The following is a 20,785-nucleotide window of genomic DNA, read 5'->3' on the forward strand; positions in this document are numbered from 1 at the left end:
ATCTCGCGAAACCGGTCGGCAGTCCGGGGTTCCGTGTCGGTGGTTAGCTTAGCGTAAGCTAACTCGATCCCGGTGGGGTGGCGAGGTGTCGACCGGGTGACGAGGTCGTGGGTCAGCTGACGGCCGCGGGCCAGTAGCGCTTGCGGAGTTCACCTTTCACGAGTTTTCCGGTCGGTGTCCGGGGCAGGTCGTCGACGAAGTCGACGGAACGGGGCGCCTTGTACGCCGCGATCGCATCCTTGGTGTAGTCGATCAGTTCGTCGGCGAGTTGCGCCGACGGCGAGTAGGCCGGATCGAGCTGCACGCACGCCTTGACCACCTCGCCGAGGTCGTCGTCGGGGACGCCGATCACCGCGACGTCGTACACGGCGGGGTGATTGACGAGGACGTTCTCCGCCTCCTGTGGGTAGATGTTCACCCCGCCGGAGATGATCATGAACGCCTTGCGGTCGGTGAGGTAGAGGTAGCCATCGTCGTCGACGTACCCGACATCGCCTGTCGTGGACCAGTTCCGGTGCTCGGGATGCTGCGCCTTGCGGGTCTTCTCCGGGTCATTGTGGTACTCGAACGCGACCTCGTCGCGCTCGAAGTACACCTGGCCGACCTCGCCCACCGGCATCTCGACGCCGTCCTCGTCGCAGATGTGTACGACACCGAGAAGCGGTTTGCCGACCGAGCCGGGATGATCGAGCGCCTCCTGCGGACCGATGAAGGTCGCCCCGGCGGCCTCGGTCGAGGCGTAGTACTCATGGATGACCGGCCCCCACCACTCGATCATCGCGCGCTTGACCTCGACCGGACAGGGTGCGGCTGCATGTACCGCGATCCGCATACTGCTCACGTCGTACCGCTCGCGCACCTCGGCGGGCAGCTTCAGCATCCGGATGAACATCGTCGGCACCCACTGACTGTGTGTGACGCGATGCTCGGCGATCGCCTGCAATGCGGCCTCCGGATCGAAACGGTCGAGGAAGACGACGGTGCCGCCCACCGAGTTCGTCACGCCGCAATACCGCAGCGGTGCCGCGTGATACAGGGGTGCCGGGGACAGGTACACGGTGTCCGTGTCGAACCCGTACATCGGGCCGAAGATCGCGGTGTAGGCGTCCGGGACCTCGTCGACCTGGCCCTGTGGAAGAGGTGTCTTGATCCCCTTCGGACGACCGGTGGTCCCGGAGGAGTAGAGCATGTCCGTGCCACGGGGCTGATCGGCCCGCGGTGAGCTCGAGGCCTCCGCGAGAACCGTTTCGTACGAATCGAATCCGTCGATCGCACCGCCCCAGGCGAGTCGGCGTCCGGGGGTGGCGAGCGCCGGGATGTCCGCTGTGGTGGCGACGGCGTCCGCGACGGAGGCGCCCGCGAAGACGACCTTGGCGTTGCAGTCGGTGAGGATGTAGTCGGTCTCCGGTGCGGTCAGGTGATGGTTGATCGCGGTGACGTACAGCCCGCTGCGCAGCGCCGCCCAGTACACCTCGAACATGTGCAGATCGTTCTGGGAGATCATCGCGATCGTGTCGCCGGGGCGCAGACCGAGCGCATCGAGGTGATTGGCCAGCCGGGTCGAGTTCTCGTCGAGCTGCCGATAGGTCAGGCGCTCTCCGGTGGCGGCACGGATGATCGCGGGCTTGTCCGGAGTGGACTTCGCGAAGACTCCAGGGAACAAGGGGCACTCCTCTCACGAAGGGACGACCACCCCGATCGCCCACTCTTACCGAGCGATCGATCGGGGTGTCGTGAGTCACAGTACCGCATGGGGGCGTAGCGATGTCAGTGGGTCGCGATGAACCTGTCCATGGTGCGTTCGGCGATGGCGGTGATGGTCAGCGACGGATTCACCAGACCCACGGCGCCCGGGATGAACGAGCCGTCGACGACGTACAGGTTGTCGTATCCGCGTACCGCGCCGTCCATGGTGGCCGCGGCTCCCATGACGACACCACCGAGACCGTGATACGTACTGGCCGAGCCGAATCCCGTGGCGCGCGACGACACGTGGACGCCGTTCGCACCGAAGCCGTACCGTCCCTCGGTGCGCTCGTGGAAGCGCGCGATGAAGGCATTCGCGCGCCGATCGAGATCGTTGCGCTCCGCCGGGTGCGGATAGTTGAGCTGCCCCCGGCGGGTGGCGTGGTCGAAGTCGACGGTGCCGCGTTCGTCGGTGTGTGCCTGGACGAGGTGAGTCGTGGCCGCCTTGCCCAGCGGTGCGGGCAGCGGTGTGGCCTGATAGACCATCGACACCGGCCCGCCCGGTAGGTCGTCCTCGTAGATCCGTGCGTACCCGGGTCCGCCCTGGATGGCTCCGAAGTCCTCACGCGGGTTGGCGCGGATGGTGAGGAAGTCACCGTTGACCCCGAAGCCGTCACCGATCCGCGGCGAGAGTCGCGGCAACGTGCCTTTCGCGCGTGCCTCCACCAGCAGTCGGGTGGTGTGGAACGAGCCGGCGGCCATGAAGAGGTGATCGGCCTCGGCGGTCACCGTCCGGACCGTGCGTCCGCGTTCGTCGAGGACGCGAGCCGAGACGACGAAACCCTTTCTGCGAGAACGGGGTCGGATGTCGAACACCTCGTGCATCGGTTTGATCGTGACGTTCCCGGTCTGCTCCGCTGCCGCGAGATAGGTGCGATCCAGGGACTTCTTGGCGCCGCTGTTGTTGCCGTAACTGGACTCGCCGATCGACACGGATGCGGTCCTGCGGCCGGCCAGTTCCGCGCGGACTATGTCCCAGTCGATCGCGAAGTCGAAGAAATGTGGCGTGGCGCCGTAGCGGGCGACCACCTTCAGCCACGAGCGGGCGCCGACGTAGCGGGGATGGGCGAGGATGTCCGCCGGGAGAGGTGCGACGCCGAGCCGCTGCTTGGCGCGCGGGTAGTAAGTGGCCGCGAGCTCGGAATAGCCTGCCGCAGCGGGGAAGATGTGCTCGAAGTCCTGACGGCGCGGTGCCGGTGTGAACGAGCCGAACACCAGTGATCCTCCGCCGACGCCGGCGCCGTAGACGGCCTCGACACCGTTGCCCATCACGTGGTCGAGGACACCCGGATACGGCTCCACCGGCAGTGCGGTCGCAGCACTCGGTCCGGCGGGACTGCCGAACCACGCCGCGCGCTTGTCCGGGTTCGTCGTCGTCGCAAAGGTGTTGCCGTCCGGGCGGATCGGCCACCGACGGCCACGTTCGAACACCGTGGTCGCCACGCCGGCCTCGCCGAGCCGGCGGGCCGCGACGGCCCCGCCGAACCCGGTGCCGATGACGATGGCGGTCCGTCCGTCTCGTGGTGCGGCGGACGCCTCTGATCGGACGGTGGACAGGGCGCCGAGCGCCGACAGGCCGGCGACGCCACCGACAAAGGCACGGCGAGAGACCGGATTCCCGGTCCGAGGGGTTTCGTTCACCGGATGAGAATACCGGATGAGGGTAGCCTCAGCTGAGTGATCCAGGCCACGTCAGAAATCACTTGTGGGCCCGGACGGACTCCTCCACCAGATCGAGGACGTCGTGCAGATCGTCGGTCGGCTGCCCGGAGGCCAGTCGGGTGATCAGACCGTCGAGTACCAGGTCGAGGTACTTCAGGAGGACATCGGTCGGCACGTCGTCGCGCAGCCGGCCGGCCTGTCGGCCGCGTTCCAGCCGACGTAGGGTCGCCTGTTCCAACTCTGTCGACCTGGCCACCCATTCGGCACGGAAAGTGTTGTCGGTCCGGAGTTTTCGGGCGATCTCCAGCCGAGTCCCGAGCCAGTCGAAGTCCTGTGGACGGGCGAGCATGTCCCGCATGACCTGGACCAGGCCCTGTTCGGCCGCGACATCGGCCATCCGTTCGGCGTCCTCGCGTGCCAGCGCGAGGAACAACGCCTCTTTGTCCCGGTAGTGGTGGAAGATCGCACCGCGGGACAGGCCGGTCGATTCCTCGATCCGTTTGACGGTGGCACCGTCGTAGCCGTACTCCGCGAAGCAGTGCCGCGCGCCGTCGAGGATCTCTCGACGACGCGCGGCCAGCCGGTCATCACTGACCTTGGGCACCGTGTGCTCCTGGTCGTTCGTCGATCAAGGCGGTCAGCTCTTGATCATGTTGCGCAGCACGTACTGCAGGATTCCTCCGTTGCGGTAGTAATCGGCCTCACCGGGGGTGTCGATGCGCACCTTGGCGTCGAACTCGACGCTCGAGCCGTCTTCCTTGGTGGCGGTGACGTGCACGGTCGACGGCGTCTCGCCCGAATTGAGTGCCTCGATGCCCGAGATGTCGAAGGTCTCGGTGCCGTCGAGACCCAACGACTTGTGCGACTCGCCTTCCGGGAACTGCAGCGGGATGACGCCCATGCCGATCAGGTTCGAGCGGTGGATGCGCTCGAAGCTCTCGGTGATGACCGCCTTGACCCCGAGCAGACGCGTGCCCTTGGCCGCCCAGTCTCGCGAGGAGCCGGTGCCGTACTCCTTGCCACCCAGCACGACGAGCGGGATGTCCTTCTCCGCGTAGTTCTGCGCGGCGTCGTAGATGAACGACTGCGGGCCGTCCGGCTGGGTGAAGTCGCGGGTGTAGCCACCGGTGACATCGACCAGCTGGTTCTGCAGGCGGATGTTGCCGAAGGTCGAGCGGATCATCACCTCGTGGTTGCCGCGGCGGGCGCCCAGCGAGTTGTAGTCCTTGCGCGCGACTCCGTGCTCGTCGAGGTACTGCGCGGCGGGCGTACCGGGCTTGATCGTCGACGCGGGGGAGATGTGGTCGGTGGTCACCGAATCGCCCAGCTTGGCCAGCACGCGTGCGCCCTTGATGTCCGAGACGGGCTCGGGATCGAGTGCCATGCCGTCGAAGTACGGAGGCTTGCGGACGTAGGTCGACTCGTCGTCCCACTCGAACGTCTTGCCGTCCGGGGTGGGCAGGTTCCGCCAGCGCTCGTCGCCCTTGAAGACGTCGGCGTAGTCGGCCGCGTACTGCTCCGAGGAGATCGAGTCGGCGATGGTCTGCTGGATCTCCTCGTTGGAGGGCCAGATGTCCTTCAGGAAGACGTCGTTGCCGTCGGCGTCCTGACCCAGCGGATCCGACTCGAAGTCGAAGTCCATGGTGCCGGCGAGCGCGTAGGCGATGACCAGCGGCGGCGACGCCAGGTAGTTCATCTTGACGTCGGGGTTGATGCGACCCTCGAAGTTGCGGTTGCCCGACAGGACGGCCGTCGCGGTGAGGTCGTTGTCATTGATCGCCTGCGAGATCTCCTCGGGCAGCGGGCCCGAGTTTCCGATGCAGGTGGTGCAGCCGTAGCCGACGAGGAAGAACCCGAGCTTCTCGAGATAGGGCCACAGACCGGCCTTCTCGTAGTAGCCGGTGACGACCTGCGATCCGGGCGCCATCGACGTCTTCACCCAGGGCTTGGCCGTCAGGCCCTTCTCGACGGCCTTCTTCGCGAGCAGGCCTGCACCGAGCATGACCGACGGGTTCGAGGTGTTGGTGCAGCTGGTGATCGACGCGATCGTCACGATGCCGTGGTCGAGGATCATGTCGCCACGCTCGGTCGAGGAGACCTTCACCGGCTTCGACGGACGTCCCTCCGAGCCCTTCGATGCGTTGTGCAGCGGCTCGGCGTCGTCGTCGGCGAACGAGAGATTCGCGGCGTCCGGGCTGACCGACGGGGCGTCGGAGGCCGGGAAGCTCTCCTCGTTGGCCTCGTCGACCCCGTTGTGGGCGGGGGTGTTGCCCTCTTCGACGTAGTTGTGGATGTCCTTGCGGAACGCGTTCTTGGCGTCCCACAGCTCAATGCGGTCCTGCGGGCGCTTGGGCCCGGCGATGGACGGCACGACCTCGGCGAGATCGAGCTCGAGGTACTCCGAGTACTGGGCCTCGGCGGCGTCCTTCTCCAGCCACATGCCCTGTTCCTTGGCGTACGCCTCCACCAGCGCCAGTGTCTCCGTCGAGCGGCCGGTGAGCTCGAGGTACTTGATGGTCTCGCCGTCGATCGGGAAGATCGCGCAGGTCGAGCCGAACTCGGGGCTCATGTTGCCGATGGTGGCGCGGTTGGCCAGCGGGACCTCGCCGACGCCGTTGCCGTAGAACTCGACGAACTTGCCGACGACACCGTGCTTGCGCAGCATGTCGGTGATGGTGAGGACGACGTCGGTCGCGGTGACGCCCGGCTTGGCGGAGCCGGTCAGCTTGAAGCCGACGACACGGGGGATGAGCATCGAGACGGGCTGACCGAGCATGGCCGCCTCGGCCTCGATGCCGCCGACGCCCCAACCCAGCACGCCCAGACCGTTCTCCATGGTGGTGTGCGAGTCGGTGCCGATGCAGGTGTCGGGATACGCGACATCGGTGCCCTCGGCGTTGGGGCGGACCATGACCGAGCGGGCGAGGTGCTCGATGTTGACCTGGTGGACGATGCCGGTGCCCGGCGGGACGACGCGGAAGTCGTCGAACGCTCCCTGACCCCAGCGCAGGAACTTGTAGCGCTCTTCGTTGCGCTGGTACTCGATCTCCACGTTGCGCTCGAAGGCCTGCGCATTGCCGAAGGCCTCGATGATCACGGAGTGGTCGATGACCATCTCGGCGGGCGCCAGCGGGTTGACCTTGTCGGGATCGCCGCCGAGCGACTTGACCGCATCGCGCATGGTGGCGAGGTCGACGACACAGGGCACACCGGTGAAGTCCTGCATGATCACACGGGCCGGGGTGAACTGGATCTCGATACTCGGGTCCGCACTCGGATCCCAGTTCGCGATCGCCTCGATGTGTTCCTTGGTGACGTTCGCGCCGTCCTCGGTGCGGAGCAGGTTCTCTGCGAGCACCTTGAGCGCGTACGGGAGTTTCTCGGTGCCCTCCACGGCGTTCAGCCGGTAGATCTCGTACGAGTTGTCGCCCACATCCAGGGTGCCGCGGGCGCCAAAGGAATCGATACTCACGTCTAATCCACTCTCCTCAAGTGCCGGCGGGCTGCGCCGGCCTGCTTCTCCATGGTCCGCTCGTCGATCCGGACGGAACCGTTGTGGCCTGTCGGCGAACGATCGTCTCGGCTCGTCGACTCGGACCGGGTACCGACGGGCTGCGTCGGCGTGTGTGCAACGTGCGTCCCCGCTGCTTGGCTGTCACCGTCCGGATTTCGATCAGCAGGGCGCTGCTCGCGGCCGGCGACGACACCGCCATGTTAACAGTACGTGCGTACTGTTAACAAGCCGTCCCGGCATACGACACGCCGATCGTGCGCATGATCGAGCACCGGGTTCTCCGGACCCCACCATTCTGTCGTACCGTGCAGCAGGAGGTTTGGCGAGCCGGAACTGTCCGTGCGAATTTAATGCTCGCGAAACCTCGCCGGCGCCCCCGACACGCGATGAGTGCGTAGCGGTGGACTGCAGGTGATCGGTGGCGGTAGGTGGACTGACGTGAGGATGGCCAGATGAGTCCGGGTGCGACGACGCAGGATGTGCTCGCCCTTCCGCCGATGGGCGTGCCCGCCCCGGCGGTCATCCCCGAGGACATCGACATGGATGCGCTGCTCGCCGAGATCCGCGAGGACGGTGTCGCGGCGCCGGCCGACCAGGTCCCCGGACTGCGCGATGTCGTCGCGCATGCGAAGTCCGAGGGTTATGACGTGAGCTTCGTCGTCCTGCCGACGGCGCAGCCGAAGTTCACCTACTACCGCGACATCGCAACCGAACTGCAGACCGAGGTCGGCGGCACCGTGATCGTCCTCGGGCCGAACTCGGTCGGAAGTTCGTCGCCGTACTTCAGCCGGGTTCAGCAGGAAGAGGCGACCGACAACCTGACCCTCACCGACCCGCCGCTGGCGGCTCGGCAGATGTGGGACCAGATGAGTGGACCCTCGATGAACTGGACAGCGATCACGCTGGTCCTCATCGTCGTCGTCATCATCGGCGCGGCCGTGGCGCGGCTGCGTTCGCGGCGCGCGCACGACCGCGTGACATCGGCCGGTACGGCCTCGGGGGAGTCGACGGCGACGACCGGGACCGCCGACGATCCCTCCGCCCCGACCGGGGCCGGTCCGGGGACCACCGACCTCTCGCGAGACCTGCCCTAGCACGGTCCGTTCGCCGGCTGTACACCCACGCCGACCGTCCCGGCGGGTACCACCGGAACCCGCGCGCCTCGCGCGTCTACACCCTCGCCGGAAACGTCCGCCGGGCGACCCGCCCGTGCGGTGCTCTCGTTGCGAATTCGAGACCTCGACCCGGCGTGGGTTCTTTGACCAGTTCACGGCGTTTTCGCAGGTAATCACGCCAATGTAATTCGTGACGACGGTTTTCCGATGTGTCTGATGTGACGTACGGTTCTGATGTCACGTGTGGTGTCCGAGTGATCGAGGGGCCGCATGTGATGCATGGTGCAGGCCGAGGACGGTCGGGACGGGTGGGCACTGACGTCGCAACGAAGCGGGTGTGGCGGGGCATGCCGCGAACGACAAGGGAGATCTGGTGAGGCGAGGTAAAACCGGTGTGGTGCGCGGGGGTCCACCGCTGGCACGCCTGTGCGCGCTCATGGTCATCGTCGTCCTCGGCGCCTTCGGGGCAGGGCAGGCAGCGCTGGGATCGGCGCAGGCCGCGCCGGGCAAGCAGTCGGGGGTCTCCGGGCTGATCAATCAGATCGCCAAGGCCAACCAGAACATCGCCGACCTCGACAACGCAGTCGCGGTGCGGCAGGAGAACGTGAATCGCGCGCTGGTGGACTATCAGAACTCGGTGGCCGCCGAGAAGCTCGCCACCGTCGCCGCGAGGTCGGCGAAGCGATCGCTCGACGACTCCGGCCGGCGTGTTGCGGAGGCGCAGAAGGCCTTCGATCGTTTCGCCCGCGACGTCTACCGCCAGGGCAGCGCCCAGGGGTCGATGTCGAACTACGTCTCCTCCGACAACCCGCAGTCCGTGCTGGACCGGGTGACGGTGCTCGACCGCGTCGGTCGTCAGCAGCGCGACACCGTCGAGCGTCTGCAGGTCGCGCGCAACCAGCAGGCCAACAGGGTGGCGGCGGTCGAGGCCACCAAGCGCCAGGCGGCGTTCGCGACCAAGAGTGCGGGCACCCGCAAGGACGACGCGCTGGCGGCGGTGGCGCAGGCCCGGTCGGCCGCCTCGTCGGAACAGCAGCGCCGCTCCCAACTGATCAAGAAGCGCGACACGGTGCAGGCCTCGCTCGACAAGATCCGGGGCGTGGCGCCCAAACGTCAGGTCGACGGTCCGAGCGCCTCCGAGCTGCTGTCCAACCTCTTCCCGAGTTCACCGGGCATACCGGCCGCGCCGTCGACACCGGGCGGTGGCGACAACCAGGCACTCGCGGTGGCCGCCGAGGCGGCGGCGAAGCTGGCCCTCGACGTCGGTCAGAAGGTCCTCTCCGAGATCGTCGGACAGCAGCAGCTCCCGCATTCCCAGCTTCTCGACGAGCTCGGCGTGGGCGGATCGGACATGACCGGCAGCGGACCGGACTCGTTGAGTTCGACGCTGTCCACGGGAAGCCTCGGCAGCCTGTTCGGCAGCTCGTCGGGCGGCGGCGGTGGCATGGTCCGACCGGGCCTGCGCGGCCCACAGGCGGTCGAGATCAGCGTCAATCGTGCGCTCTCCCAGCTGAACGTCCCGTATGCCTGGGGCGGCGGAGACGGCAACGGACCGACGCGCGGAATCCGCGACGGTGGCGTGGCCGACAGCTACGGCGACTACAACAAGGTCGGCTTCGACTGCTCCGGCCTGATGATCTACGCGTTCGCCGGGGTGGGCATCGATCTGCCGCATTACACCGGCTACCAGTACACGTCGGGTCCGCAGTTCCCGCTGTCGCAGATGAAGCGCGGCGACATGATCTTCTACGGTCCCAACGCGAGCCAGCACGTGGCCCTGTATCTCGGCGACAACAAGATGGTGGAGGCGCCGCAGTCGGGCGACGTCGTCAAGGTGTCGCCGCTGCGGACCGCCGGGGCGATGCCGAACGTGGTCCGTCTGCTCTGACGCGCCCAAGACCCTTCTTGGCCGCCTTTCAGGCAACGCGACTACGCTGGCAGCGACACGACAGGCCGCCCCGCGTTGCCGTCCCGCACCGGGTGGTGCGTACGGCACGTAGACGAACAGGAGCACCGGTTGACCTCTTCGCATCCCCCTGCCGAACCGACGGGCGGAGCAGGCCGAGAAGGATCGGTCACGCTGTCCCAGGATGACGTCACACTGCTGGAACGGGCGATCTACGAGGTCAAACGCGTCATCGTCGGCCAGGATCAACTCGTCGAGCGGATCCTCGTCGGGCTCCTGGCCAGGGGGCACATCCTGCTCGAGGGTGTGCCCGGCGTGGCCAAGACACTCGCGGTCGAGACGTTCGCCACGGTGGTCGGTGGGTCGTTTTCCCGCGTACAGTTCACCCCCGACCTGGTGCCCACCGACCTGATCGGTACCCGCATCTACCGTCAGGGCCGCGAGGAGTTCGACACCGAGCTCGGTCCCGTGGTGGCGAACTTCCTCCTCGCCGACGAGATCAACCGTGCGCCGGCAAAGGTGCAGTCGGCATTGCTCGAGGTGATGGCCGAGCGTCACGTGTCGATCGGCGGCACGACCTACCCGATGCCGGATCCGTTCCTGGTCATGGCGACTCAGAACCCGATCGAGAACGAGGGCGTCTATCCGCTCCCCGAGGCGCAGCGGGACCGTTTCCTCTTCAAGGTCCTCGTCGACTATCCGACGGTCGAGGAGGAACGCGAGATCGTCTATCGGATGGGCAATGTGCCGCCGTCGGCGTCGCAGGTCCTCGATCCCGACACGATGATCCGTCTGCAGCGCACCGCGGCCAACGTGTTCGTCCATCACGCACTCGTCGACTACGTCGTGCGCGTCATCAACGCGACGCGCCGGCCCGCCGAACTGGGACTCACCGACGTCGCCGCGTGGCTGTCGTACGGCGCGTCCCCGCGTGCCACCCTGGGTATCGTCGCAGCCGCCCGCGCCCTCGCGCTGGTCCGTGGTCGTGACTATGTCGTCCCCCAGGACGTGGTCGAGATCGTGCCCGACGTCCTGCGTCATCGTCTGGTCCTGAGCTACGACGCCCTGGCCGACGAGGTCGATGCCGACCAGGTCATCGGCCGCGTTCTGCAGACGGTCGGGCTGCCGCAGGTGGGTGCCCAGCCCGTCGCGGCCGGTGCGCACCCCGGCCCGCAGGCCCCGAATCAGGCTGTGGCACAGCAGTATCCGGGGCAGGCGAACGGATCGACGGTGAACCAGGCCGCGCCACGGTATGCCGGCCAATAGCGATCTGCCGTCGCTCGGGGCCGGCCTCCTGTCCGAACCGCAGCTGACCGCTGCGTTGCGGACCCTGGAGCTGACCGTGCGACGCAAACTCGACGGGGTCCTGCAGGGCGAGCACCTCGGGCTGATCCCGGGCCCCGGATCCGAACCGGGGGAGGCGCGCGCCTATCAGCCCGGCGACGACATCCGCCGCATGGAGTGGTCGGTGACGGCCCGGACCACGCAGCCGCACGTCCGGCAGATGATCGCCGACCGCGAGCTCGAGACGTGGCTGGTGGTCGATGTCTCGGCGAGCCTGGACTTCGGCACCGTCAACTGCACGAAACGCGACCTCGCCGTCGCCGCGGCGGCCGCCCTCGTGCACCTCACGTCGGGAGGCGGCAACCGGCACGGCGCGATCGTCGTGACCGGTGACCGGCTCGTCCGCGTACCCGCGCGGAGCGGCCGTGCGCACGCGCAGAACCTCCTCAAGGCCATCGCGACGACGACTCGTGCGTCGACCGGGGTGCGTGGCGACCTGCACGCCGGGATCGAAGCACTGCGCAGGCCGCAGCGCCGCCGCGGGCTCGCCGTGGTCATCAGTGATTTTCTCGGTCCCATCGACTGGGAACGGTCATTGCGCGCGATCGGTGCTCACCATGAACTGCTCGCCGTCGAGGTACTCGATCCACGTGACCTCGAGCTCCCGGACATCGGTGAGATCACGCTGGCCGACGCCGAGTCCGGCGACGTACGTGACATCACGGTCACCCCGGCGGTTCGGCGAGACTTCGCCGCGGCGGCACGCGCCCACCAACAGAAGGTGCATCGGACCGTCCGCAGCTGCGGTGGACCGGTCCTGAGCCTGTCGACCGATCGGGACTGGATCACCGACACGGTCAAGTTCGTCGCGCAGCGCCGACGCGGCCTGGCCGCCGGGGTCGGGTGACGCGGGGTGTCCTTCCTGGCGAGCCCGTGGTGGCTCCTGCTGCTCCTGGTCGTGGCCGGACTCGGCGTGGCCTATGTCTATGTCCAGCGGATGCGTCGCAAACGCGCGCTGAAGTTCGCGAACCTCGATCTGCTGAACAGTGTCGCGCCGCCGCAACGCAATCGTTGGCGACACGTCCCGATCGCGCTGCTGCTGGTCGCACTGATGTTGCTCGTCGTGGCCGTCGCCGCGCCGCAGGCCGATCGTCGGGTGCCGCGTAACAAGGCGACGGTGATCCTCGTGATGGACGTGTCCCGGTCGATGAACGCGACAGATGTGTCACCGTCCCGGATCAAGGCGGCCCAGGACGCGGCCCGCAAGTTCGCGGACGAACTGACCGACGGCATCAACCTCGGCCTCATCTCGTATGCGGGCACGGCATCGACGCTCGTCTCGCCCACGCCCGACCACAACGCCACCAAGGAGGCGGTCGACAAGCTGCGGCTCGACGACAAGACGGCCACCGGCGAGGGCATCTTCGCGGCACTGCAGCAGATCAAGACGCTCAACGCCGTCCTCGGCGGTGACGAGGCAGCACCACCCGCTCGCGTCGTCCTGCTGTCCGACGGCAAGGAGACGGTGCCCGACGACCCCGACGACCCGCGCGGCGCGTTCACCGCGGCCCGCAAGGCGAAGGAGGAGAAGATCCCGATCTCCACCATCTCCTTCGGCACGATGAGCGGCACCGTCGACCTCGAGGGGGATCAGGTCCCGGTACCGGTCGACGACGAGTCCCTGCGCAAGATCGCCAACCTCAGTGGCGGGCAGTTCTTCACTGCCGCGAGTCTCGCCGAGCTGAACAAGGTCTACGAGACCCTGCAGCAGCAGATCGGCTACGAGAAACGCAGAGGGGACAATTCGCGTCCGTGGTTGATCGCCGGTACCTTGTTGGCGCTGCTCTCGGCGTTCGCCGCGCTGGCGATCAACCGGCGACTGCCCTGAGCGACGAGACGACCGACCGCTCGGCGTCGACGCGGCCTCCGGCGCCGGCATCTCCCACCTGACGCCCATCACAGGAAGACGAACGGATAAGTTGGCCACCATGGCAGACAGCAACGAAGCTCAGCAGGTCTCCCGTTCGGTCCTGGTCACCGGGGGCAACCGGGGGATCGGTCTCGCCGTCGCCCGCAGGCTCGCGGCCGACGGACACAAGGTGGCCGTGACGCATCGCGGTTCGGGGGCGCCGGACGGACTCTTCGGGGTGCAGTGCGACGTCACCGACAACGCGTCGGTGGAGCGGGCATTCGACGAGGTGGCCGAACACCAGGGGCCGGTCGAGGTGCTGGTGGCCAACGCCGGCATCACCGACAACATGCTGCTCATGCGCCTGTCGGAGGAGTCCTTCGAGAAGGTCGTCGACGCCAACCTGACCGGCGCCTTCCGCTGTGCGAAGCGCGCCACCAAGGGCATGCAGCGGGCGAAGTGGGGCCGCATGATCTTCCTGGGCTCGGTCGTGGCGATGTCGGGTATTCCCGGCCAGGCGAACTACGCCGCCTCCAAGGCCGGTCTCATCGGGCTGGCGCGTTCGATCGCCCGCGAGGTCGGCTCGCGCAACATCACCGCGAACGTGGTCGCGCCCGGCTTCATCGAGACCGACATGACCGCCGCCATGGAGGACCGATACGTCGAGATGGCCAAGCAGGCCATCCCACTCGGCCGGACCGGGAAACCGGAGGACGTCGCCGCGGCGATCAGCTTCCTGGCCTCCGATCAGGGCAACTACATCACCGGAGCCGTCATCCCCGTCGACGGCGGCATGGGCATGGGCAACTGACGCCCGTCGCCGTTCGCCACGACATCACACCCCTCAAGCATCCAGGAGCGCACCCATGGCAGGAATTCTCGACGGCAAGACAGTTCTGATCACCGGCATCATCACCGACGCCTCGATCGCCTTCCACGCGGCCGCCATGGCCCAGGAGCAGGGCGCCAAGGTGATCATCACCGGCATCCCGGAACGGCTCCGGCTGATCGACCGCATCGCCAAGCGCCTGCCCCAGGAGGTACCGCCGGCCATCGGGCTCGACGTGACCGATCCGGAGGGACTGTCCACGTTGGCCGACCGGGTCCGGGAACACGCACCCGAGGGCGTCGACGGAGTCCTGCACTCCATCGCTTTCGCCCCGAAGACTCTGCTGGGACCGGACATGGTGCCCTTCCTCGAGGGCCCGGGACCCGATGCCGCGAAGGCCTTCGAGGTGTCGGCGTGGAGCTACGCCTCTCTCGCACAGGCGATGCTGCCGGTGATGAACGAGGGCGGATCGATCGTCGGGATGGATTTCGATCCGCGGCGGGCGATGCCGTACTACAACTGGATGAGCGTCGCCAAGGCCGCCCTCGAGTCGGTGAACCGTTATGTCGCACGCGAAGTCGGAACCGCCAAGAAGATCCGCTCGAACCTGGTCGCGGCCGGGCCGATCAAGACGCTGGCCGCGAAGGCGATCGCGGGCACGGCCACCGACGACGCGAAGCAACTGAACATGCTCAACACCTACTGGGACGGCGCGTCACCGATCGGCTGGGACATCGACGACCCGACCGTGGTGGCCAAGTCGATCTGCGCGCTCCTGTCGGATTGGCTGCCGGGCACCACCGGGTCGATCGTCTACGTCGACGGCGGTGCCAGCCACAACCTGTGGTTCCCAGAGGGTTTCGCCGACCAGGTGTGAGCGAGATGACGAACACCGACGGCGCGGACGGGTCCGGCACGAAGCGGTCGGATGCTGGTACATCTGACCCCGCTCCCTTCGACGCCGTCCTGTTCCTGTCGTTCGGGGGACCCGACGGTCCCGATGACGTGATGCCGTTCCTGGAGAACGTCACCCGTGGTCGAGGTGTGCCCCGTGATCGTCTCGAGGCGGTCGCCGAGCACTATCTGCATTTCGGCGGTGTCTCGCCGATCAACCGTCTCAACCTCGACATGATCGACGGACTGCGCTCCGCCCTGCGCGCCCGTGGGCACGATCTGCCGGTGTATTTCGGAAACCGCAACTGGCAGCCGATGATCGAGGACGCGCTGGCCTGGATGTACCGCGACGGGCATCGTCGGATCCTCGTGTTCCCGACCTCCGCATGGGGCGGGTACTCGGGCTGCCGTCAGTACCATGAGGACATCTCGCGGGCCGTGTCCGCGCTCGAGCGACTCGAACCGGCGAGCGCCGACGATCCCGTGCTGTTGCGCAAACTGCCGCAGTACTGGGATGCCGCGGCCATGATCGAGGCCGGCGCGGATGCTGTCACGCGTGCACGCGCAGCGCTGCCTCCCGGCCCGGCCGAGCCGCGCCTGGTCTTCACCGCCCATTCGGTCCCGACCGCGGCCGACCGTGCCTCCGGGCCCGCGGCCGAGGGTGGTGGCCTCTACTCCGCGCAGGTGCACGCCGCCGCCACGTCGGTCGCGCGTCGTGCCGGCTACTCCGAATTCGATCAGGTGTGGCAGTCGAGATCGGGGCCGCCGCAGGTCCCGTGGCTCGAACCGGACATCTGCGATCACCTGGAAGCGCTTGCAGCGCAGGGAGTCACGCAGGTGATCGTCTATCCGGTCGGGTTCATCTCGGACCATCTCGAGGTGATCTGGGACCTCGACAACGAGGCGGCGGAACTCGCCGAGAAGCTCGGGATCGACTATGTCCGGGCCGACACCGTCGGGACCGACACCCGGTTCATCGAACTGATCGTCGACCTCATCGAGACCTACGCCGACGGCGACGGTGATCGCAGCGCGATGGGATGCGGGGACAACGGTGCGATCTGCCGGCCGGAGTGCTGCGTTCCGACCGCGCGGCCGCAGCGCACGCCGTCCGCTCCGGCCGCGCACTGAGGTCGCGTCCTGATCGAGGTCGTCGATCGGTGTCAGCGATCGGTGTCAGCGATCGACGGCACCGGCCGGAAGATGTTCGCGGATGACCTGATTGACCGCGATCGCGCGGGCGGATCGGGCGAGACCGGCCAGTCGTCGGAGCTCGCCGTCCCCGGCGTCGAGGTGGCGCGCAGTGGTCCCGAAAGTCGGCGCCTGCGCCCCCGCCAGGGTCACGATCGCCTCGACCTGTGCCGCGGAGTCGATGACCCGGGTCGCGCGGTGATCGTCGTGCGGCGGCAGGATCACCTGATGACGCACGGTCAATCGGGTGAGCGCGGTCCGGAGGTCGTGGCCGGACAGTCGGGTGCCGCCGGATCCGAGCTCACCGATGATGGCGGCGGTGTCGCGGATCGCCTCGCGGAGGTCGAACTCGGTCTGCGCCAATGACTCCGGTTGACGCGCCGGCACCGGGTGGGTGTAGCGGCGCAGTGTCCATCGGCAGGTGTCGTCGACGAGAGCCGGTATCAGTCCCACGGTGGTGACACCGCCATCCTCGGACTGGTGATCGAGCAGCAGGACCTCACCGGCAGCGAGAGCGTCGGTGGTGACGGGATCCGGGGGGAGGCCCTGCGGATCGCCCGCGGTGGGCAGACGCACTTCGATCCGCCGGGAGCGACGCAGCAGAGCCAGCAGCGCGAGACGGGCATCCGCGGGATGTCCGTCGAGCAACTCGTCGGCGTCGACGAGCTCGTGCCGGTCACCGAACTCCGTCAGCGTGTCGGTCACGTCGTCGGGAGCACACCGTCCGCCCAGCCAGGCGGCCGCCCACGAGCCCAGCGCACAGCCGGGCCACGCCGGTGGCCCGGACACGATGAAGTCGGTGCTGGTCATAGGTTTTCCACGATAGGCCCTCGACGAGGATCGGGGTAATCCGGCGTGGCTCGGCACACTCGCTGCGTCGGCCGCCTACCGTGGCACATCGTGACCGATGACCGTTATGGACGTGACGTGCTGTCGAGCCCCCGGCGAGCGAAGCCGCGGGCGCCCGAGGTCGCCGCCGATCGCGACCTCGTGGTCGAGGACGCGGCCACCGGGTTCTGTGGTGCGATCGTCGGGCTGGAGAAGAGCTACTCCGGGGACCTCGTCCGGCTGGAGGACCGGCGCGGCGCCACCCGCGTGTTCCTGATGCATCCCGCGGCCTTCCTCATCGACGGCAAGCCGGTCACCCTGGTCCGTCCCCGCACGCGTGGGCCGCAGGCCCGGACCACCACCGCATCGGGTTCGCGCGTGCTGCCGACGGCCCGCGCCCGAACCGCGCGCGCCAGCAGGATCTTCGTCGAGGGTGTGCATGACGCGACTCTGCTGGAACGGGTGTGGGGTGATGACCTGCGTGCCGAAGGAGTGGTCGTGGAGAGTCTCGACGGGCTCGACAATCTCGCGCCGATCCTCGCCGAATTCGGCCCGGCGGCGCACCGCCGCGCCGGTGTGCTCGTCGACCACCTGGTCGCCGGCTCCAAGGAGATGCGTCTGACCGGCGAGCTCGGTGAGCACGTCCTCGTGTGCGGCCATCCCTACATCGACGTGTGGCAGGCGGTGAAGCCGTCGTCCGTGGGCATCCGCGCCTGGCCGACGATCCCGCGCGGCACCGACTGGAAGACCGGAATCTGCCGCGATTTGCGGTGGGGCACACCGCAGGACGGCTGGCGCAGGGTGCTCGCCGGGGTCCGTGACTATCGTGACCTCGAGGTCGATCTGCTGCGATCGGTGGAGGAGCTCATCGACTTCGTGACCGCCGCGTCCGACGACCGGTAGGGCATTCGCCGGATCTGTCCGGATCGTGTTCTCTGGCACACTGGAGTCATGGCCGCCCTGCTGTGGCTCGCAGCCGCGATAGTCCTGGTGATCGCCGAGATGTTCGGCGGGGACCTGGTTCTGCTCATGCTCGGCGGCGGGGCACTGGCCGCGGCAGGCGTCGACTACGCCCTGGAACCTCCGCTGTGGGTCGACGCGGTGGTCTTCGCGGTCGTCTCGGTCCTGCTCCTGGTCGTCGTCCGTCCGGTGGCCCGGCGGCACATGCTGACCCGACCCACCCTGCTCACCAACACCGAAGCTCTCGAGGGCAAGCGGGCGCTGGTGACCGAACAGGTCGACGAGCGCGACGGACGGGTGAAGATCGGCGGCGACGTGTGGTCGGCGCGGACGCTCAATCCCGGGGAGGTGATCGAGGCAGGCGCCGAGGTCACCGTGGTCCAGATCGACGGTGCGACCGCGGTCGTGTGGAGAGGATGACGGACATGGAGTATTTCGGACTCGCCGTACTGGTGTTGCTGGTGCTGCTCGTCGTGGTGGTGCTGGTCAAATCGGTGGCACTGATCCCGCAGGCGGAGGCCGCCGTCATCGAGCGGTTGGGCCGCTATACACGGACGGTGTCGGGCCAGCTGACCCTGCTGTTGCCGTTCATCGATCGGATCCGGGCGCGGGTCGACATCCGTGAACGTGTGGTGTCCTTCCCGCCGCAGCCGGTCATCACCGAGGACAATCTCACGCTCTCGATCGACACCGTGGTGTATTTCCAGGTGACCAATCCGCAGTCGGCGGTGTACGAGATCGACGACTACATCGCCGGTGTCGAGCAACTCACGATCACCACCCTGCGCAACGTGGTCGGCGGGATGACCCTCGAGGAGACCCTGACGTCCCGCGACTCGATCAATGGTCAGTTGCGCGGTGTCCTCGATGAGGCGACCGGGCGTTGGGGGCTGCGGGTGGCCCGGGTGGAACTCAAGAGCATCATGCCGCCGCCCTCCATCCAGGAGTCCATGGAGAAGCAGATGAAGGCCGACCGCGAGAAGCGGGCGACGATCCTGGCGGCCGAAGGTCAGCGTGAGTCGGCGATCAAGACCGCCGAGGGCAACAAGCAGAGCCAGATCCTTGCTGCGGAGGGAGCCAAACAGGCCGCGATCCTCGGTGCCGAGGGAGAGCGGCAGTCGCGGATCCTGCGGGCTCAAGGTGACCGTGCCGCAACGTATCTGAAGGCGCAGGGTGAGGCCAAGGCGGTCGAGAAGACGTTCGCCGCCATCAAGGCGAGCAAGCCGACCCCGGAACTGCTGGCCTATCAGTACCTGCAGCAACTTCCCGAGATGGCGAAGGGGGAGGCGAGCAAGGTCTGGGTGGTGCCGTCCGACTTCGGTTCTGCGCTACAGGGTTTCGCGAAGTCCTTCGGAGTCCAGGGTGACGACGGTGTGTTCCGGTACGAGCCGACGAACGACGAACCCAGCGAGTTCGACGAGGCCGAGACCGAGGACTGGTTCTCCCTCGCATCCGATCCCAAGGTCGCCCAGGCTGTCGCCGAGGCCGAAGCCGTGGCGCGGACGCCCGTCGCCCCCGAGGTGACCGCCCGCACCGCCCGCGAGCTGTCGTACCAACAGCAGCAGGCCGATGTCCCGGCGACGTCGACGCCGCCTGCGGAATGAGGCCCCTCGAGGAGAATGCCTCGTCCGGACACGGTCAGTGCCCGACGAGGTATCCGATCCCGGCCATCCCCGCCGCCCACAGCACCGATGCGAAGGTGCCCATGATGAATTGCTCGCTGGCATGGGGTGCACGTAGTTCGGGGTAACGGGCGAGACTCTTGACCGCGAGGATGACCGCGAGTCCCTCGGGCCATCCGACGAGGAGAGTGGCTGCGACCGCTCCCCGTTCGAGGTAGCCGATCACGCGACCGCCGCGGAGCGGACCGGCGGTGTCGGCTCCGGCGGACCCGGAGTCGGTGTTTTCGAGCCCGGTGTCGGGTCCGGCGGTGTCGGGTCCGCCGGTGTCCGGCTCGTGGATGACGATGTCCGAGGCGTCGACGGATTCGTGGACGGGCGGGACCCCGCCGACCCGAAGGACGAGCCGGACGACGAATCCGCCCCCGGTGACGGCGGCCGTCAGCGCGGCACAGGTGGCGATGACCAGGCCGGTGCCGTGTGCCGGCCCGGCGGCGGCCGCGACGATCGCCGCCGACGTCGCGAGCGCCGTGACGACGGCAGTGGTCACGACGTCGATGAGCAGATTGCGTCGAGGTGGGGTCCGGTGCCGGGCGACGCGGGCGCGCAGGGCCGCCGGGATCGCCGAGGACACGGCGGTCGCGACGAGAAGGACGATGGCGACTGCGGTCATTCGGTGCCTCTCGGATCGGTCGCGCCGTCGGCCCGGGACAGGAGTTCGGTGACCAGTCGGTGGCCGTCGTCGTCGATGTCCCAGCGTGCGCTGCGCAGCCGTTGCGACATCGCTTGCGGTGTGATGCCGAGTATCTCCGCCCCGTCGGCCTGGGTGACACCGGTCTGCATCACCCGGACCGCCTCGGTTCCGTGGTCGCTGCGACCGGCCACGACGTCGGCGAGTAACCGGGCGGCGGTCTGGGCATGGCGGGTCCACGGTGCCACACCGCCCCGGACCGAGATCGGCACCCGGCGACGCTTGGCGGATTCGACAGCTTCTCGCGCTTCGACGAATGCCGGACCACGTCCCGACCGGGTGGACGTCGGCAAGGGCAGATCGACACTGCCGACTCCGATGCCGACGCTCCAGTGTCCGTCGGCGACGAGCGTGATCGCGAGGCGGGCAGCGACGGCCGCCGAGTCGGTGACGCCCTGGACCTCGTCGCCGGCCGTGCGTTCGAACGGACGGAACATTCCGGGCTCGCGTGCAGCGATGGTCAGCAGATCGTCGACCCGGTCGATGTCGGTACGACTGCCGCGCTGGTCGATGGTGAGTACGAACACCGGACATCACCTCCGTGATCAAGCCTAAGGGGTTGATCTTGAGAAATCAA

General features: G+C 67.8%; 18 protein-coding genes. 11 read left to right on the plus strand and 7 right to left on the minus strand.

Features of this window, described 5'->3' with window-relative positions; translation table 11 throughout:
- Positions 1 to 112: 112 nt before the first annotated feature.
- The 4 genes from EEB19_RS01190 to EEB19_RS01205 all read right to left on the minus strand — a co-directional run bounded on the left by EEB19_RS01190 (position 113) and on the right by EEB19_RS01205 (position 6,880).
- Positions 113 to 1,663 (minus strand): acyl-CoA synthetase, encoded by a 1,551-nt coding sequence (locus EEB19_RS01190; protein WP_187582377.1) that lies wholly within the window; start codon positions 1,661 to 1,663, stop codon positions 113 to 115.
- Between the two features lie 104 nt (positions 1,664 to 1,767).
- Positions 1,768 to 3,387 (minus strand): GMC oxidoreductase, encoded by a 1,620-nt coding sequence (locus EEB19_RS01195; protein WP_187582379.1) that lies wholly within the window; start codon positions 3,385 to 3,387, stop codon positions 1,768 to 1,770.
- A 58-nt stretch (positions 3,388 to 3,445) separates the two neighbouring features.
- Positions 3,446 to 4,012 (minus strand): TetR/AcrR family transcriptional regulator, encoded by a 567-nt coding sequence (locus EEB19_RS01200; protein WP_187582381.1) that lies wholly within the window; start codon positions 4,010 to 4,012, stop codon positions 3,446 to 3,448.
- 33 nt (positions 4,013 to 4,045) lie between these two features.
- Positions 4,046 to 6,880, minus strand: a complete 2,835-nt coding sequence (locus tag EEB19_RS01205) for an aconitate hydratase (protein WP_187582383.1) — start codon at positions 6,878 to 6,880, stop codon at positions 4,046 to 4,048.
- Between the two features lie 494 nt (positions 6,881 to 7,374).
- On the opposite strand from EEB19_RS01205, the gene EEB19_RS01210 reads away from it, so the two are divergent.
- The 8 genes from EEB19_RS01210 to EEB19_RS01245 all read left to right on the plus strand — a co-directional run bounded on the left by EEB19_RS01210 (position 7,375) and on the right by EEB19_RS01245 (position 15,990).
- Complete coding sequence (locus EEB19_RS01210) at positions 7,375 to 8,016, plus strand: DUF6676 family protein (RefSeq protein ID WP_222929915.1); 642 nt, start codon at positions 7,375 to 7,377, stop codon at positions 8,014 to 8,016.
- Positions 8,017 to 8,410: 394 nt separating this feature from the next.
- The gene (locus EEB19_RS01215) at positions 8,411 to 9,925 is read left to right on the plus strand and encodes an NlpC/P60 family protein (protein WP_369074055.1); all 1,515 of its coding nucleotides are present in this window, start codon (positions 8,411 to 8,413) and stop codon (positions 9,923 to 9,925) included.
- A gap of 129 nt (positions 9,926 to 10,054) precedes the next feature.
- Positions 10,055 to 11,209, plus strand: a complete 1,155-nt coding sequence (locus EEB19_RS01220; RefSeq protein ID WP_187582385.1) for a MoxR family ATPase — start codon at positions 10,055 to 10,057, stop codon at positions 11,207 to 11,209.
- Positions 11,196 to 12,134, plus strand: coding sequence for a DUF58 domain-containing protein (locus tag EEB19_RS01225; protein ID WP_187582387.1), 939 nt, complete (start codon positions 11,196 to 11,198; stop codon positions 12,132 to 12,134). The genes EEB19_RS01220 and EEB19_RS01225 overlap by 14 nt, the downstream gene beginning before the upstream one ends.
- Positions 12,135 to 12,140: 6 nt before the next feature.
- A complete protein-coding gene (locus EEB19_RS01230) occupies positions 12,141 to 13,115 on the plus strand; it encodes a VWA domain-containing protein (protein WP_187582389.1) in 975 nt (324 codons plus the stop codon).
- Positions 13,116 to 13,215: 100 nt separating this feature from the next.
- The gene (gene fabG1, locus EEB19_RS01235) at positions 13,216 to 13,947 is read left to right on the plus strand and encodes a 3-oxoacyl-ACP reductase FabG1 (protein ID WP_187582392.1); all 732 of its coding nucleotides are present in this window, start codon (positions 13,216 to 13,218) and stop codon (positions 13,945 to 13,947) included.
- A 55-nt stretch (positions 13,948 to 14,002) separates the two neighbouring features.
- Complete coding sequence (gene inhA / locus EEB19_RS01240; RefSeq protein ID WP_187582394.1) at positions 14,003 to 14,842, plus strand: NADH-dependent enoyl-ACP reductase InhA; 840 nt, start codon at positions 14,003 to 14,005, stop codon at positions 14,840 to 14,842.
- A gap of 5 nt (positions 14,843 to 14,847) precedes the next feature.
- A complete protein-coding gene (locus EEB19_RS01245) occupies positions 14,848 to 15,990 on the plus strand; it encodes a ferrochelatase (protein WP_187582396.1) in 1,143 nt (380 codons plus the stop codon).
- A gap of 45 nt (positions 15,991 to 16,035) precedes the next feature.
- Here EEB19_RS01245 and EEB19_RS01250 read toward each other — a convergent pair whose 3' ends face one another.
- Entirely contained in the window at positions 16,036 to 16,860 is an 825-nt protein-coding gene (locus EEB19_RS01250; RefSeq protein WP_187582397.1) for a hypothetical protein, read from the minus strand.
- A gap of 90 nt (positions 16,861 to 16,950) precedes the next feature.
- Between EEB19_RS01250 and EEB19_RS01255 the strand changes: the two genes are divergently transcribed.
- The 3 genes from EEB19_RS01255 to EEB19_RS01265 are packed head-to-tail and all read left to right on the plus strand — an operon-like array spanning position 16,951 to position 19,442.
- A complete protein-coding gene (locus EEB19_RS01255) occupies positions 16,951 to 17,781 on the plus strand; it encodes a DUF3097 domain-containing protein (protein ID WP_187582399.1) in 831 nt (276 codons plus the stop codon).
- A 48-nt stretch (positions 17,782 to 17,829) separates the two neighbouring features.
- Positions 17,830 to 18,258 carry an NfeD family protein gene (locus EEB19_RS01260; protein ID WP_187582401.1) on the plus strand — a complete coding sequence of 143 codons (429 nt, stop codon included), beginning with the start codon at positions 17,830 to 17,832 and terminating at the stop codon, positions 18,256 to 18,258.
- Positions 18,255 to 19,442, plus strand: a complete 1,188-nt coding sequence (locus EEB19_RS01265; protein WP_187582403.1) for an SPFH domain-containing protein — start codon at positions 18,255 to 18,257, stop codon at positions 19,440 to 19,442. The genes EEB19_RS01260 and EEB19_RS01265 overlap by 4 nt, the downstream gene beginning before the upstream one ends.
- A gap of 34 nt (positions 19,443 to 19,476) precedes the next feature.
- On the opposite strand, the gene EEB19_RS01270 is transcribed toward EEB19_RS01265, so the two are convergent.
- Together EEB19_RS01270 and EEB19_RS01275 are read right to left on the minus strand one after the other, a co-directional pair.
- The gene (locus EEB19_RS01270) at positions 19,477 to 20,130 is read right to left on the minus strand and encodes a hypothetical protein (protein ID WP_187582405.1); all 654 of its coding nucleotides are present in this window, start codon (positions 20,128 to 20,130) and stop codon (positions 19,477 to 19,479) included.
- On the minus strand, positions 20,127 to 20,735 hold the full coding sequence (locus tag EEB19_RS01275) for a hypothetical protein (RefSeq protein ID WP_187582407.1): 609 nt from the start codon (positions 20,733 to 20,735) through the stop codon (positions 20,127 to 20,129). The genes EEB19_RS01270 and EEB19_RS01275 overlap by 4 nt, the downstream gene beginning before the upstream one ends.
- Between the last annotated feature and the right edge of the window lie 50 nt (positions 20,736 to 20,785).

It is taken from the genome of Gordonia sp. OPL2 (assembly GCF_003797825.1).
In the GTDB taxonomy this organism is placed as follows: domain Bacteria; phylum Actinomycetota; class Actinomycetes; order Mycobacteriales; family Mycobacteriaceae; genus Gordonia.